We start from the raw sequence: 12,678 nt of genomic DNA on the forward strand, positions 1-12,678 counted from the left end.
GGCAATCCAAGCTCAACGGCTGCCACTGACCCCGTAGTCGCCGCGTTTGGTGTGTTACGCTGGTTCTACGGTTTATGGGCCGGGGTGGTCAGAATGGAATAGGCTCAGCCTGCGCGGTTTCCAGACGGTCCTTGGTTGCCGGGTCGGCGAGCAGCAGCCTTTGAACCTCTGCGGCGATCTGGTCGGCGTTCCTGTTCAACCTCGGCAGGGCTTGGTGTTTGCCGATGAAGCCCGTCGGGTCCTCTCCCCACTTGAATGAGATGATCTTCACTCCACGGCCAAGGGCGTAACCGATTTCTTGTTGAGTCCAAATCGATGCAGAAAAGCCGACCGTATGGACGGCTATCAGTGCATCCATAGTCTGGAGGGCGCGCTCAATCTGATCCTGCCAAGCGAGCGTGGGATGAATATCTTCGTGAGCGACGAAACCCGATATGTCGTATTTTGCGAGCCCCTCTTTGAGGCGTGTGGCAATGCTTTTGTCTTTGCTGATGTGCGAAATGAAAAGCCGGAAGGCTGTGGTGCCCTTCCAGTTTTCGGGCGGTTGAACAGTAGGCCTAGACCCGATGCTCGGCAGCAAGTCGAGTTCGTTAGCTACACGGACGAGATCGTTCTCAGAAACCCGTGCCAGAACGGCTTTGGAATAGACCCGTTTGCTATTACTGCCGCCCCATCCTTCGACGTTCGCCGACGATATGTTCATCGCCGTGAAGAAAGCGTCGATGTCCGTGAAGGTATATCGACTCTGCAACTCGGAGCCGATCTTCTCCAGTAAGTCCATTCGTTCAGATGCCCGCATGGGCAATTGATTAAACCGATCTGCGCCTGCGGTGAAGATGTTTGCTGATAGGGGCTTGGGGGGGGCGGTTTTGCGGGGGCTGTGGCCGGTACTTCGCCGCCGCCGCCGGTAGGGGGTGCAGTTTCCCCTTCCCCCCGGCTATAGCCGCCCCAGCGTGGTCGTTGTGGTTACCTCGGTGTCGCCGTCCCAGAGGTCGAAGGTGCTGGCGACGCCACCTCCTACAAATAGACTAACTGCTGGTCGTGGTCGTGCAAGACGGACCTAACGCATTGATCTGCAATGTTTTTACTTGCGGACCTACAAGCTGTTTTCGCACGCTGTTAGCACAACATAAGCCTATCCCAAGGTTTCCCATCGTGTCTGACCCTATCGATACCCGAGTCACCCCCTCCCTGCATGTCGCCAATGTCGCCCGCATCGCCGGATATGACGACGACACGCGGTCATACCTCGCGCCTACCGAAACGGCCTTCTCGGAAGCGTATGTGGGCATCGGCCGCATACACGACGCGAAGGCAGCGGCAGACCGAAACCCCTCATGGACGCCGGACGAGCGACTGATTCAGACGCAGGCTTTCGCGGAGAAGACGTTCGCCAGCATCGCGCGCCGGTTTGATAGCGCTGGCGCCGCGCTCACCCGCTCTATCGAAGCGCTGGAAGCTGAACTGTCTGCGCCCATCGCGAGCAAGGCGGCGCAGGGCGTGGCCAGCGAGATAAGGGCGTACGCGAAAGCCCTCCAAGGGGGTGAGCGCATGTCGTTCATCCAGCGCGCTATCGACGACGGCGATGATCTGACGGTAGGGGCCGTGCTTGGCGCTCCTGCCTATCTGTCTGGCATCGAGCGGAAGACCCAGGAGGTTTACACCCGGGCGTATCACGAGCGCGCGAACCCGCTGACCGCCAAGAAGCTGAGGGCGATGCAGGGAGCGCTTGACTTGATCGGTCAGCGTTCGGGCCTCGTGTTCAAAGAGATTGAGAAGGCCGTGGGCGCGCCGCCCCACAAGGTACAAGCGCTCAAGAAGGCCAAGGCGCATGCCGAGCGCGCCTTCGTCATGCCCAAGGCTTGATGGGGGATTGTTGAGATCATGAGCGACACGACCACAGCGGTGGCGACGCAACCGGACTGGATGAAGGGGTTTCAGGCAGCGCCCGTGAAGCCGAAGGGCAACCCAGCGTGGGTGAGAGGCGGACCTAGCCCCAACCCGGCCGGTCGCCCGCGCGGGGTTCTGGATAAGCGGACGAAGGTGTCTCAAGCGCTCGCGGACGATGCACCGGCCATAGCCCGCGTGGTCGTTGAGGCAGCTCTGGAAGGCGACCTTCAAGCCGCTTCGCTCGTCCTCGCGCGTATCGCTCCGACGCTCCGCGCTCAGAGCCAGCCTGTTCAATTCGAGTTCGATGCAACGGCTTCGCTCGCACGTCAGGTGGAGCAGGTACTGGAAGGTATCGCCACCGGGCAAGTGCCACCCGACGTAGGTCAACAAATCATCTCAGCAGTCGAAGCGCTGGGAAGCCTTCGCGCAGTCGAGGATCTGGAACAGCGCATCGCACAGCTTGAGGATCGCCGAACATGAGCGGGTGGACCGAGGGAAAGCCGTTCGGCGTTCTGAAGCCGGGCCCAAGGGACAGCTTTGTGGTCGCCCTTGCCGACGGAAGGCGTATCGAGACGACCACAATCGACCGTTTCGAGGAGGTCGTCAGGCGCGCTCAGCGATTGGCGACAGAGACAGACTTAGCGGTCAAGGTGCTGCCGATGACGGCGCGTGAGTACATCGCGTTCGCTGGCATCCGCCCGACGGACTTGGCCGTATCGCCAGCTTCTCAGGCAGAACTGCGCCAACTCACCGTCGAGACCCTGCGCAAGGCGATGGTCGAAGCGCCCGAGCAATCGACCAGGGCGGAAGCGCGCGATCTGCTCAAATCGATGGGAGAGGTTGCGTGATCATCGACCTCAACAAGGACTGGATGAACGCGCCGGTGAAGCATGGCCTCACGCCTGACGAGCGGCAGCGGATGATGGCCGTGACGACTGAGCGGGCACGGATGCGCAGGCTGGAAGCGGAAAACGCTGAGGCGACCCTAGTAGCGCTGGCTATGCTGCTGGCACGACGGGGGCGGTAGGGTTGGGGCGGCACCGCACGCTCGCGGCCCGTGTGCGGCGGCTAGAGGCCCCTACGGTGCATCCTGTGCTTGCCGCGCTAGGTGGCGAGGACGGCTGGGTTCGCATTCAAGCTGAGGTGCAGGTAGGGCTAGCCGAAGGTCGTTATGACCGCCGCGACGTCCCGCACATCGTCAGTTGCTTGTCCGTCTGGTTGAACGAGCCGAGTTAGCCGCCACCCGCCATGTGAGCTAACAGCAATGGCGTTGCGACGCTGCTGCTCAACTGCCACGCCTTTAGAACGGTGCCGCCCGCATCAGCCCATCCTTGAGCCTTCTCCACCGTTTCTTTGAACTGAACGATAATGCGACCCAATCCGCGAAGAACCCGTTCTGCGTCGAAGACATCTTGCGCCTGATCACGCTGCAGCGCCTCGTACACCATCATCACATGACGGAAGGCCGCAAGCGTGTATCCAGCCCCCATCCAGCCCATGTACTCAAGCTGAAACCGCAGACTCGCGAGTCCGTCCAAAATCGCTTGGCGCACAAAGTCGGGAGTGTCATGGGCCGTCCGCAATTCAGCGCAATATTCGTCGATCAGGCTCAAAAACTCTGTCACCTCTTCGTCGGTTAGCCGGGGAAACTTCACCACAGCGCGAACCTCGGTCGTCAGAATTGAACCGGCTGCCCGTGCTGCTGAATCAGTGTCAGACCACAGCCTTGGTGGCTCCATTGGTTGACTAACGAGGTGCCGTGAAACGCGGACTTGAACCCCTCTAGGTGCGCAAGCGCATCCTCCTTGTGGTCGTCGTCCATTCCAGAGCGCCGAACGATAGAGGCCACCAAGTCCGCCCGCTCCAGAATGCACGCAAGGATGCGGTAGAAGGGGGTGGACCACGCACTTACGCCGAACTGCTCGGCGAGGAACTGAGCGCCCTTGGCGCTAGTCCCAACAGCGAGTCTTTTCGCAATCTCGCCAAGTTCGCGAGCTGGGTCTGTGATGGCAGCCATTACCTGATGCTATGCACCAATCGGAACAGGTCAAGAACAACTTGGTGGGCGGTGAAGATCGTTGGCCTATCGGCGACGCTGTGGCAATGATGGCTGGCGATGTGGTCAGTACCACTCGTGGGGCTTCGTAACCCCGAAATGGCATAGGCCGGTCAAGTGTTCTTGGCCGGGCGGCTGTCGCGCATGTCCAAGGCTCTGCCCAAAGGCGGCAGCGCCTTGAGCTGTGCCCAGGGTTACGAACGCCCGGCTTCTCGCCGGGCCGCTCCAGATGACGGAGCGAATGTTTGACCACGCAACCTCGATCTCAGTTCGATAGCGCCATGACTGGCAACGCGGGACTCAACTACGCGTCATGGCAGCTGTCCCGGCGCGGATGGCATGTAATGCCTACAATACGCAATGCGCGCGGTTCGGATCTGATTGTGACGGACAGCGAGGAGGCAGTGTTCTTCGGCGTCCAGTCGAAGGCGCTGAGTAGGCGTCAGGCGGTGCCGCTGGGCCAATCACTTGAAGGCCTTCGTTCTGAATGGTGGGTTATCACCGTCGGTGCGAACTCGGACAATCCAACCTGTTTCATACTAAGCCGAGAGGAAGTCTGTGCAGCTGCATCCCAAGATAGAAATGGGGGGCGGTTCTGGCTTGAACCCCGCGAGTACGATTGTGAGCAGTACCGCGATGCATGGCAGCGCCTCGGTCAGCCCCGCTTGAGCGCTGGAGGAAGAAACTTGTCAATTTCGCCGGGGTTGAAGGTGTAGTCTTCGAGATCCTGCAGGCCCTTCTGCGCCTTGCCATAGGCCTTTGGAGTTGTACCGGGAGCAGATTTATAGATCGCGGCCAATGCGTTCTGCAGCTCATCACGACGCTCCCTTGCGTGACTATCGGACAGCGCGCCGGTGGAGAGATCGGTCAACAGGGACAGGTAGGATTCACGAATTGCCCAAAGGTCAGCCGCTGTGTCACGATGCTTTTGCGCAGCGGCACCTGGGTCGAAGCCTTTCATATATCCAGTAACGAACAGGGATATCAGCGACACCAGCGCTGTGATCAGCTTCACCCAAAAATGGTCAGTGAACAGGAGGGCCAGAACTCCCGATGTGGTCAGGGCGGCTAGCGCAATCTGAGCCAACTTATAACGGGTTAGCGTCGTCGCACAGATATCGCCTTGTTTCTCATGGGTCTTGTGGGAATAGACCACGCGAGCGAAGCATTCGCGAACTTGACCTTCTAGAGTTCCAGTTTCGTCAGGGGTAGGTTGAGCCAAAAATCTCCCTCCACTTATTACGCGCTGTGTCGGGGCGGTTGTTGGACTCATAGTCGATTGCGCTGATCGCCAATGAGTACGCACTAGCTGCGGGCGTCTGAAAATTGCCCTTCTTCCACACAGATGAGCCGCTACCCGGCGCGCGCCAATAGTCTTTGGACCTGTCGATCCCAGCAAGATAAAGCAGGAAATCTCGGACGAGCCAGTCATGATACATATATGACTTGTCTCGGTGTGCCCATGTCTCGATGAACTGATACGCTAGCGTATCGATAAGCATTCCGCTTAAAGGGACCGCATGTTTGTCGCGCCAGATGCGCGCCATTCGCCCGATAGCCTTTAGGTTGCCGTTAGTCCCAGTATTGCGGGCGGCGAAGGCGTCCATCTCGGCTCGCGGATTGCATACCTTCCAACTACCTCCACCATTTGAGTCAGCGAACGTGAAGCTGCTGCCATCTTGGTTCAAGAACACCGGTAGAATTTCGAAGCGGATACCATCCGTGAAGTTCAGTGCCACGACCTGACCGTCACCGCCGATGTACGAGTTGGCGTAGGTGCGCAAAATTGAGCTTCGCACAGCCTGTAACAGTGCCGACTGACCGTTACCGGCATGTCCATTGTATTGATGATAGACGCTGGCGGGGAGCGTAAACGCGACATCGAGGTCGCTGACGCCGTTCGCCGCCGTGTCGCGGCCGTATGATCCCACATACAGGCTGTGCGCAGTTTCCGACTCCGTGTTCCAGAAGTCCTTGTTGAGTTGCTTGGTGATGCGCCTGTAGCGAGCGGAGATGCTGCCGACAGTGTCTGTCGGGATGAGGTAGTTGGCGCGGAAGGCGCGGAAGTTGTCAGCGACGCTCATCGGTCAAGCTTGGCACAGGATCGACGAAATTGCCAGAACGAACGAGGAACTTTTGGCGTGCGTCTGACCGAGCCGCTGGCGGAAGAGGTGGGATTCGAACCCACGGACGGCTTGCGCCGTCGCCGGTTTTCAAGACCGGTTCCTTAAACCACTCGGACACTCTTCCATACCAACTCATCGCTGTCGCTTACGGTGGGCTTATGGGTGACTTGTCGTCATCCTAAGCCTCGCCCAAGACCGCCAGCTAAGCGGCTGTAACCACACTCCTATTCAGCCGCCCGTCCCGGTTCAAGGTCCAAGCCCGCATAAGCTTTCAAGACCAGTGCCTTAAACCACTCGGCCACACTTCCTTGCCGCCGCAGCGGAGGCGGACGCCATAGCAGGCGAACGGGTCATTAACCAAAGCGGAAATGTCTTCCGTCATCCTGTTTTCGTATTTTTTGCGAGGCGGGTCGATGACGTTTGGACAGGGAGTGCGCGGCGCGCTGATCCTGGGGCTGTTTTCGCTGCTGGCCGCCTGTTCCACCGTCGGCGGAGCAGGCGTGCGCGGGACGGTCGCCGGGCGCGGCGAGGACCATCCGCCGGTCGTCAAGGACCCGGCGCCGATCGTGTCGGGGACGATGCGGCCCTATCAGGTGCGCGGGCGCTGGTACACGCCCAAGGAACAGCCGGACTACGAAGAGGTCGGGATGGCGTCCTGGTACGGCGACGCCTTCAACGGGCGGCCGACCTCGACCGGCGAACGATTCGACATGCATGCCCTGACGGCGGCGCATAAGACCCTGCCTCTGCCCGGTCTGGTGGAGGTGACGAACCTGGAGAACGGGCGGCGACTGGTGGTGCGGATCAACGACCGGGGACCGTTCGTGGACAGCCGGATCATCGACCTGTCGCGCGAGGCGGCGAGCGAACTGGGGATGTTGTCGCAAGGCGTGGGGCGGGTGCGGGTGCGCTACCTCGGCCGGGCGCCGCAGCAGGGCGGGGGCACGCTGTTGCGAGCCTCGGCGCCGACGACGCGAGGTGCGGTCCCGGCGAGCCCGCACGTCAGCGCGCCGGTTATCGCCCCCGCGCCGGTCGCGGTTGCGGAGGTGACGACATTCTGGGTCCAGGCGGGCAGTTTCTCGGATCAGGTCGAGGCCGGGCGAATCGCCGACAGCCTGAGCGGCTGGGTGCGCGCCGATCGGGGCGCGGGGCGGTTCAACGTCGTGGTGGGGCCGTGGGATAGCGCCAATGCGGCCGAGGCGGCGCGTCAGTCGGTCGTGGCGCGGGGTTATGCGGGCGCCCTGTTGATATCCGGCAGCTGATCGCGCGAGCGGGCTTGCGCCGGGCGGCGTCGGCGCGCCATGAAGGCGCGTGACCCGTGGACAATTCATCAGCTTCGAAGGCGGCGAGGGCGCCGGCAAATCGACCCAGGTCGGGCGGCTGGTCGCGCGGCTGCAGGCGGTATTGGGCGAGCGCAAGGTCGTGCGCACGCGTGAGCCGGGGGGCTCAAAGGGCGCGGAGGTGATCCGCAATCTGGTGGTGGCCACCGATGCCGAGCCGTGGTCGGCCATGACCGAGACGCTGTTGATGTACGCCTCGCGCTCGGACCATCTGGAGCGCACCATCCGCCCGGCGCTGGCGGCCGGCGACTGGGTGGTGTGCGACCGGTTCGCCGATTCAAGCCGGGCCTACCAGGGCGCTGGCGGCGGCGTGGCGCAAAGCTTCATCGAACAGATCGACGCGGGCGTGGTCGGGGACGACCAGCCGGACCTGACCCTGGTGTTCGACCTGCCGGTCGAGGTCGGGCTGGAACGGGCGTTCGGGCGCGGCCTGTTCGAGACGCGGTTCGAATCCAAGGGGCTGGAATTCCATCAGCGCCTGCGCGAGGGCTTCCTGCGCATCGTCGAGGCCAATCCGCAGCGTTGCGTGCTGATCGACGCGGTCGGATCGCTGGACGAGGTCGAGGCGCGGGTCTGGCAGGCGGTTCAGGACCGGCTGCTGTGAGCGATCACCCGCGTGACCGGTTCGACCTGATTCCTGATGCCGCGGCGGAGACGGCGTTTCTGGACGCCTGGGAACGGGGGCGATTGCACCACGCCTGGCTGTTGTGCGGGGTCGAGGGGACGGGCAAGGCGACCTTCGCCTATCGTGCGGCGCGGCGGCTGCTGGGGGCGGCGGCCGATCCGGCGTCGGGGCCGCTGGGCGCGCGGCGCGATGATCCGGTCAGCCGGCTGATCTCGGCCCAGTCGCATCCGGATCTTCTGGTGCTGGAACGTCTGGTCGAGGGGGGCAAGACCAAGAAGTCGATCTCGGTCGATCAGTCGCGCGAACTGCCGGAGTTCTTTTCCAAGAGCCCGTCGCAAGCCCAGTTCCGGGTGGCGATCATTGATGCGGCGGATGACCTTAATCTCAATGCCGCCAACGCCTTGCTGAAGGTTCTTGAGGAGCCGCCAGAGCGCGGCGTGCTGTTCCTGGTGACCCATGCGCCGGGGCGGTTGCTGGCGACGATCCGGTCGCGGTGCCGGCGGCTGAGCTTTCCGATCTGGACGCCGGAACGGCTGGAAACCTTGGTGCGCAACCGGACGGGCGCGGAGCGTGAGGACGCCGAACACGCGGCGACCATGGCGGGCGGATCGCCGGGCGCAGCCCTGGCCCTGGCGTCCGGCGCGACGTTCGAGATGGACCAGCTGGCGCGGCGATGGGTCGAGGGCGACGTGGACCGGGCCGAAGCCCTGGCCATCGCCGACCGGTTCCGCGGCGCCGAGGGGCAGGAGCGGTTCGAGACCCTGATGGACCGGTTGATCGCGGCGGTGCGGATGCGCGCCTTGCAGAGCGCGCCGGGCGCCGGCAATCGATGGGCCGAGCTGTGGGAGCGGTTGCAGCCGCTGCCGGAACGGGCGGCGGGACTGAACCTGGACAAGGCCGATGTGCTGGCGGGGGCTCTGGCGGATCTGAAGCGGGTCCAGGCGCAGCAGGAGCGAATGGGCTGATGCTGATCGACAGTCATGTGAACCTGCACGCGCCACAGTTCGACGAGGACCGGGACGCCGTGATCGCGCGCGCGCGCGAGGCGGGCGTCAGGCTGATGGTCGAGATTTCCGACAAGCTGACGACCTTCGAGGCGACGCACGGCATCGCCATGGCCAATGACGACATCTGGTGCACGGTCGGGGTCCATCCACACGAGGCCAAGGATGCGGCGGACCTGACGGCGGCGACCCTGATCAACCTGGCCCAGCGGCCCAAGGTGGTCGGGATCGGCGAATGCGGGCTGGATTTCCACTACGACTTCAGCCCGCGCGAGGTGCAGGCGGCGGTGTTCCGACAGCATGTGAAGGCGGCGCGCGAGACGGGTCTGCCGCTGGTGATCCACACGCGTGAGGCGGACGATATAATGGCGTCGATCCTGCGCGAGGAATATGCCGCCGGGCCATTCAAGATGTTGATGCACTGCTATACGAGTGGCGCGGAACTGGCGAAAATCACTGCCGAAATGGGCGCCTGGTTTTCCGTGTCCGGCATTGCGACCTTCAAGGCGGCCGAGGACGTGCGGTCGGTGATCCGCGATATGCCGGGCGACCGGATCATCGTCGAGACCGACTGCCCCTATCTGGCGCCTATCCCGCATCGTGGACGGCGCAACGAGCCGGCCTACATCGGTCATGTGCTGGACAAGCTGGCCCAGATCCGGGGCTGGAGCGCCGAGGAGGCGGATCGCATTACGACCGAGGCCTTCTTCGGCCTCTTTGACCGGATACCCAGGCCCGCATGAGTTTCGAAGTCGTCATTCTGGGCAGCGGATCGTCGGGTGGGGTGCCGCGCGGGGACGGCGACTGGGGTGCCTGCGACCCAGCCGAGCCCAAGAACCGGCGCACGCGCTGTTCGATGCTGGCCAGGAAGACCGGCGCCGAGGGTGTGACCAATGTCCTGATCGACACATCGCCGGACCTGCGCGAACAGATGCTGGCCAGCGGGACGAAGCATGTGGATGCGGTTCTCTACACCCACGATCATGCGGACCAGACCCACGGCATCGACGACCTGCGCACCTTCGCCGCGCGGGCCAGGAAGCGGATACCGGCGTGGATGGATGCGGTGACGCACGGCTCGCTGACGCATCGGTTCGACTACATTTTCGAGAGCAAGTTCGGTTATCCGCCGCTGCTGGACGGACGGATCATTCCGCCGCATGGCACGGCCTGGTCGGTCGAGGGCGCGGGCGGCTCGATCCCGGTCACGACCTTTGATCAGGCGCATGGGCCGATCCGTTCGGTGGGATATCGGCTCGGCGATGTCGCCTATTCCAGCGATGTTTCCGATCTGGACGAGGCGGCCTTGGCGGCGGTGGCCGGGTGCAAGTTCTGGATCGTGGACGCGCTGCGTTATGCGCCGCATCCGACCCATGCTCATCTGGACCAGGCCCTGGCGTGGATCGCCGCCGCAGACGTGGAGCGCGCGGTGCTGACGAATCTGCACATCGACATGGATTACAAGGCGTTGTCGGCGCTTGTTCCCGAAAACGTCGAGGTCGGATTCGATGGCTGGAGCCGAGTGATCGGCTAGCTCGCGCCGGCCTTGTGGTTTTTCCAGTCGAATAGCTCTTCCAGCACCTGCACCGCCTGACCGCGTTCCGACGTCAGATCCGGGTCGCGGTTCATGATCAGCCGCGCATCATCGGCGGCGGCCAGCATCAGGCTGCGGTGGCGGATCGGATCGGCGAAGCGGTAGGCGGGAAAACCGCTCTGTTTCAGGCCCAGGGGATCGCCGCCGCCGCGCAGGCGGAAGTCTTCCTCGGCGATCTCGAATCCGTCCTCGGTGCGACGCAGGGTTTCGAGCCGCTCTTTCGCCGTCTCGCCGAGGGCGCCGTCCTGACCGCCATACAGCAGGATGCAGGAACTGGCCTTGGCGCCGCGACCGACGCGGCCCCGAAGTTGGTGCAACTGGGCCAGACCGAAGCGGTCGGCGTGTTCAATGACCATGATTGAGGCGTTGGGTACGTCCACGCCGACTTCGACCACCGTGGTGGCGACGAGAATCGGCAGGCGGCCGTCGGCGAAGTCGGCCATGACGGCCTCGCGTTCTGCGCCCGGCATCTGGCCATGAGCCAGGCCGACCTCGACGCCCAGCAGGCGTCGCAGATCGTCGGCGCGATCGACGGCGGCCGCCAGGTCGATGGCCTCGGATTCCTCAACCAAAGGACAGATCCAATAGGCCTGGGCGCCGCTTTCGACGGCGTTCTTCAGACGGGCGGCGACCTCGCCGATGCGGGCCAAGGGCAGGACGGCGGTAGTGACGGGGGTGCGGCCGGGCGGCTTTTCCATCAGGCGACTGACCTCCAGTTCGCCGTACTGCGTCAGCTCAAGCGTACGGGGAATGGGGGTGGCCGACATGGTCAGCAGGTGCACGGCGCCCAGGCGCGGGTCGCCCTTAGCTTGCAGCCGCTGGCGCTCGTTCACGCCGAACCGGTGCTGTTCGTCGATGACGGCCAGGGCCAGGCGGTCGAAGCGAACGGCGTCCTGGAACAGGGCATGGGTGCCGATGGCGACCTGGGCGTGACCAGAGGCCAGGACAGCCAGTTTCTCGCGTCGTTGAGCAGGGGTGTCGCGGCCGGTAAGCAGGACCGCAGTCACGCCAGCCGCGCCCAGCATGGGGCCGAGCTTCTCGTAATGCTGGCGCGCCAGGATTTCGGTCGGGGCCATGAGCGCGGACTGGAAACCGCTGGAAGCGGCGTCGGCCAGCGCCAGGGCGGCGACGGCGGTCTTGCCCGAGCCGACATCGCCTTGCAGCAATCGGCCCATCTGCTGGCCCGAGGCCAGGTCGCGACGGATGTCGGCGACGGCCTGGACCTGGGCGTTGGTCAGCTGAAAGGGCAGGGTCTGGAGCAGGTGTTCGGACGCCGCGCCGGGGGCGATGACGGGGGCGGGCCTGATCTCGCGCGCGCGGCGACGACGGGCCAGAGCCAACTGATGGGCCAGGAACTCGTCATAGGCCAGGCGCTGGCGAACGGGGGCGTCGGGCGTCAGGTCGATCTCGCCTGCAGGGGCATGCAGGGCGTCTAGAGCGGCGCGCCAACCCAGCCAGTTCTGCCTCTTGAGCCAAGCGGAATCCTGCCATTCGGGCAGGTCGGGCGCGTCAGCAAGGGCGGCGTGGACCAGTTTGCGCAACTGGCGAGAACTGAGCCCCTGCGTCGCCGGATAGACGGGTTCGGACGCCGGAATGTCGGCGGCCTTTTCGAGCGTCACGATGTCCGGATGGACGATCTGAACCTCGCCGTTGAACCTTTCGACCTTGCCCGCGACCAACCGCGTCTCGCCGCGCGGCAACAGCCGGTCGATGTGCTGGGGTGAACCGCCGAACCAGACCAGGTGAACGAAGCCGGTCGGATCGCTGGCCCGGACCTTCAGCGGCGCGCCGGGGCGGCTGGGCGTGAAGAGGCGATCGATGGTCACGGTGAAGACGCCCACCTCGCCATCTACTGCGGTCGCGGCCTCGGCAGGGCGGCGGACGATGACGCCGGACGGGCTGAGGAACAGCAGATCGCGGACCAGAGGGCCCGCCACCTTTTGCACCAGGGGCAGGACGCGAGGGCCCACGCCCTTAAGGGTCGAGACCTCGGCGAACAGGGGAAAGAGAATCTGCGGACGCATCGCCGTGAACATAGCGTGA

The 12,678-nt window shown here is 63.7% G+C and carries 15 protein-coding genes and 1 tRNA gene; 9 read left to right on the plus strand and 7 right to left on the minus strand.

Annotated features, from left to right (window positions below; translation table 11 throughout):
• Positions 1–88: 88 nt before the first annotated feature.
• Entirely contained in the window at positions 89–799 is a 711-nt protein-coding gene (locus O2K97_RS08650) for a toll/interleukin-1 receptor domain-containing protein (RefSeq protein WP_269218940.1), read from the minus strand.
• 356 nt (positions 800–1,155) lie between these two features.
• Here O2K97_RS08650 and O2K97_RS08655 point away from each other — a divergent pair, with 356 nt between their 5' ends.
• The 4 genes from O2K97_RS08655 to O2K97_RS08670 are packed head-to-tail and all read left to right on the plus strand — an operon-like array spanning position 1,156 to position 2,917.
• Positions 1,156–1,866 (plus strand): hypothetical protein, encoded by a 711-nt coding sequence (locus O2K97_RS08655; RefSeq protein ID WP_269218941.1) that lies wholly within the window; start codon positions 1,156–1,158, stop codon positions 1,864–1,866.
• An 18-nt stretch (positions 1,867–1,884) separates the two neighbouring features.
• Positions 1,885–2,370, plus strand: a complete 486-nt coding sequence (locus O2K97_RS08660) for a DUF5681 domain-containing protein (RefSeq protein ID WP_269218942.1) — start codon at positions 1,885–1,887, stop codon at positions 2,368–2,370.
• Entirely contained in the window at positions 2,367–2,738 is a 372-nt protein-coding gene (locus tag O2K97_RS08665) for a hypothetical protein (RefSeq protein WP_269218943.1), read from the plus strand. The genes O2K97_RS08660 and O2K97_RS08665 overlap by 4 nt, the downstream gene beginning before the upstream one ends.
• Positions 2,735–2,917, plus strand: a complete 183-nt coding sequence (locus O2K97_RS08670; RefSeq protein ID WP_269218944.1) for a hypothetical protein — start codon at positions 2,735–2,737, stop codon at positions 2,915–2,917. The genes O2K97_RS08665 and O2K97_RS08670 overlap by 4 nt, the downstream gene beginning before the upstream one ends.
• Positions 2,918–3,122: 205 nt before the next feature.
• On the opposite strand, the gene O2K97_RS08675 is transcribed toward O2K97_RS08670, so the two are convergent.
• The 5 genes from O2K97_RS08675 to O2K97_RS08695 form a co-directional block, all read right to left on the minus strand.
• A complete protein-coding gene (locus O2K97_RS08675; RefSeq protein ID WP_269218945.1) occupies positions 3,123–3,548 on the minus strand; it encodes a hypothetical protein in 426 nt (141 codons plus the stop codon).
• Between the two features lie 17 nt (positions 3,549–3,565).
• Positions 3,566–3,907, minus strand: a complete 342-nt coding sequence (locus O2K97_RS08680; RefSeq protein ID WP_269218946.1) for a hypothetical protein — start codon at positions 3,905–3,907, stop codon at positions 3,566–3,568.
• A gap of 694 nt (positions 3,908–4,601) precedes the next feature.
• Positions 4,602–5,168, minus strand: coding sequence for an SLATT domain-containing protein (locus O2K97_RS08685; protein WP_269218947.1), 567 nt, complete (start codon positions 5,166–5,168; stop codon positions 4,602–4,604).
• Positions 5,149–6,030 (minus strand): SMODS domain-containing nucleotidyltransferase, encoded by an 882-nt coding sequence (locus O2K97_RS08690; RefSeq protein WP_269218948.1) that lies wholly within the window; start codon positions 6,028–6,030, stop codon positions 5,149–5,151. Before O2K97_RS08690 ends, O2K97_RS08685 begins: the two co-directional genes overlap by 20 nt.
• A 76-nt stretch (positions 6,031–6,106) precedes the next feature.
• Positions 6,107–6,196: transfer RNA gene (locus O2K97_RS08695), tRNA-Ser, on the minus strand.
• A gap of 289 nt (positions 6,197–6,485) precedes the next feature.
• On the opposite strand from O2K97_RS08695, the gene O2K97_RS08700 reads away from it, so the two are divergent.
• Genes O2K97_RS08700 through O2K97_RS08720 form a run of 5 tightly spaced genes read left to right on the plus strand, consistent with a single transcriptional unit; the run spans position 6,486 to position 10,575 of the window.
• A complete protein-coding gene (locus O2K97_RS08700; RefSeq protein ID WP_269218949.1) occupies positions 6,486–7,334 on the plus strand; it encodes a septal ring lytic transglycosylase RlpA family protein in 849 nt (282 codons plus the stop codon).
• 49 nt (positions 7,335–7,383) lie between these two features.
• The gene (tmk, locus tag O2K97_RS08705; protein WP_269218950.1) at positions 7,384–8,016 is read left to right on the plus strand and encodes a dTMP kinase; all 633 of its coding nucleotides are present in this window, start codon (positions 7,384–7,386) and stop codon (positions 8,014–8,016) included.
• On the plus strand, positions 8,013–9,002 hold the full coding sequence (locus O2K97_RS08710; RefSeq protein ID WP_269218951.1) for a DNA polymerase III subunit delta': 990 nt from the start codon (positions 8,013–8,015) through the stop codon (positions 9,000–9,002). The genes tmk and O2K97_RS08710 overlap by 4 nt, the downstream gene beginning before the upstream one ends.
• Positions 9,002–9,784 carry a TatD family hydrolase gene (locus tag O2K97_RS08715; RefSeq protein ID WP_269218952.1) on the plus strand — a complete coding sequence of 261 codons (783 nt, stop codon included), beginning with the start codon at positions 9,002–9,004 and terminating at the stop codon, positions 9,782–9,784. Before O2K97_RS08710 ends, O2K97_RS08715 begins: the two co-directional genes overlap by 1 nt.
• Entirely contained in the window at positions 9,781–10,575 is a 795-nt protein-coding gene (locus O2K97_RS08720) for an MBL fold metallo-hydrolase (RefSeq protein WP_269218953.1), read from the plus strand. The genes O2K97_RS08715 and O2K97_RS08720 overlap by 4 nt, the downstream gene beginning before the upstream one ends.
• Here the strand turns inward: O2K97_RS08720 and recG are convergent.
• Entirely contained in the window at positions 10,572–12,659 is a 2,088-nt protein-coding gene (gene recG / locus O2K97_RS08725) for an ATP-dependent DNA helicase RecG (protein WP_269218954.1), read from the minus strand. The two genes, O2K97_RS08720 and recG, sit on opposite strands and share 4 nt — an antisense overlap.
• Between the last annotated feature and the right edge of the window lie 19 nt (positions 12,660–12,678).

The organism is Brevundimonas vesicularis (assembly GCF_027105095.1).
In the GTDB taxonomy this organism is placed as follows: domain Bacteria; phylum Pseudomonadota; class Alphaproteobacteria; order Caulobacterales; family Caulobacteraceae; genus Brevundimonas; species Brevundimonas vesicularis_E.

Bases quoted from the DNA above. Each gene is read 5' to 3' on its own strand.
- O2K97_RS08700 (WP_269218949.1), top strand. From the start codon at position 6,486: ATGACGTTTGGACAGGGAGTGCGCGGCGCGCTGATCCTGGGGCTGTTT.
- O2K97_RS08680 (WP_269218946.1), bottom strand. From the start codon at position 3,907: ATGGCTGCCATCACAGACCCAGCTCGCGAACTTGGCGAGATTGCGAAA.
- O2K97_RS08665 (WP_269218943.1), top strand. From the start codon at position 2,367: ATGAGCGGGTGGACCGAGGGAAAGCCGTTCGGCGTTCTGAAGCCGGGC.
- recG (WP_269218954.1), bottom strand. From the start codon at position 12,659: ATGCGTCCGCAGATTCTCTTTCCCCTGTTCGCCGAGGTCTCGACCCTT.
- O2K97_RS08650 (WP_269218940.1), bottom strand. From the start codon at position 799: ATGCGGGCATCTGAACGAATGGACTTACTGGAGAAGATCGGCTCCGAG.
- O2K97_RS08690 (WP_269218948.1), bottom strand. From the start codon at position 6,030: ATGAGCGTCGCTGACAACTTCCGCGCCTTCCGCGCCAACTACCTCATC.
- O2K97_RS08715 (WP_269218952.1), top strand. From the start codon at position 9,002: ATGCTGATCGACAGTCATGTGAACCTGCACGCGCCACAGTTCGACGAG.
- O2K97_RS08720 (WP_269218953.1), top strand. From the start codon at position 9,781: ATGAGTTTCGAAGTCGTCATTCTGGGCAGCGGATCGTCGGGTGGGGTG.
- O2K97_RS08660 (WP_269218942.1), top strand. From the start codon at position 1,885: ATGAGCGACACGACCACAGCGGTGGCGACGCAACCGGACTGGATGAAG.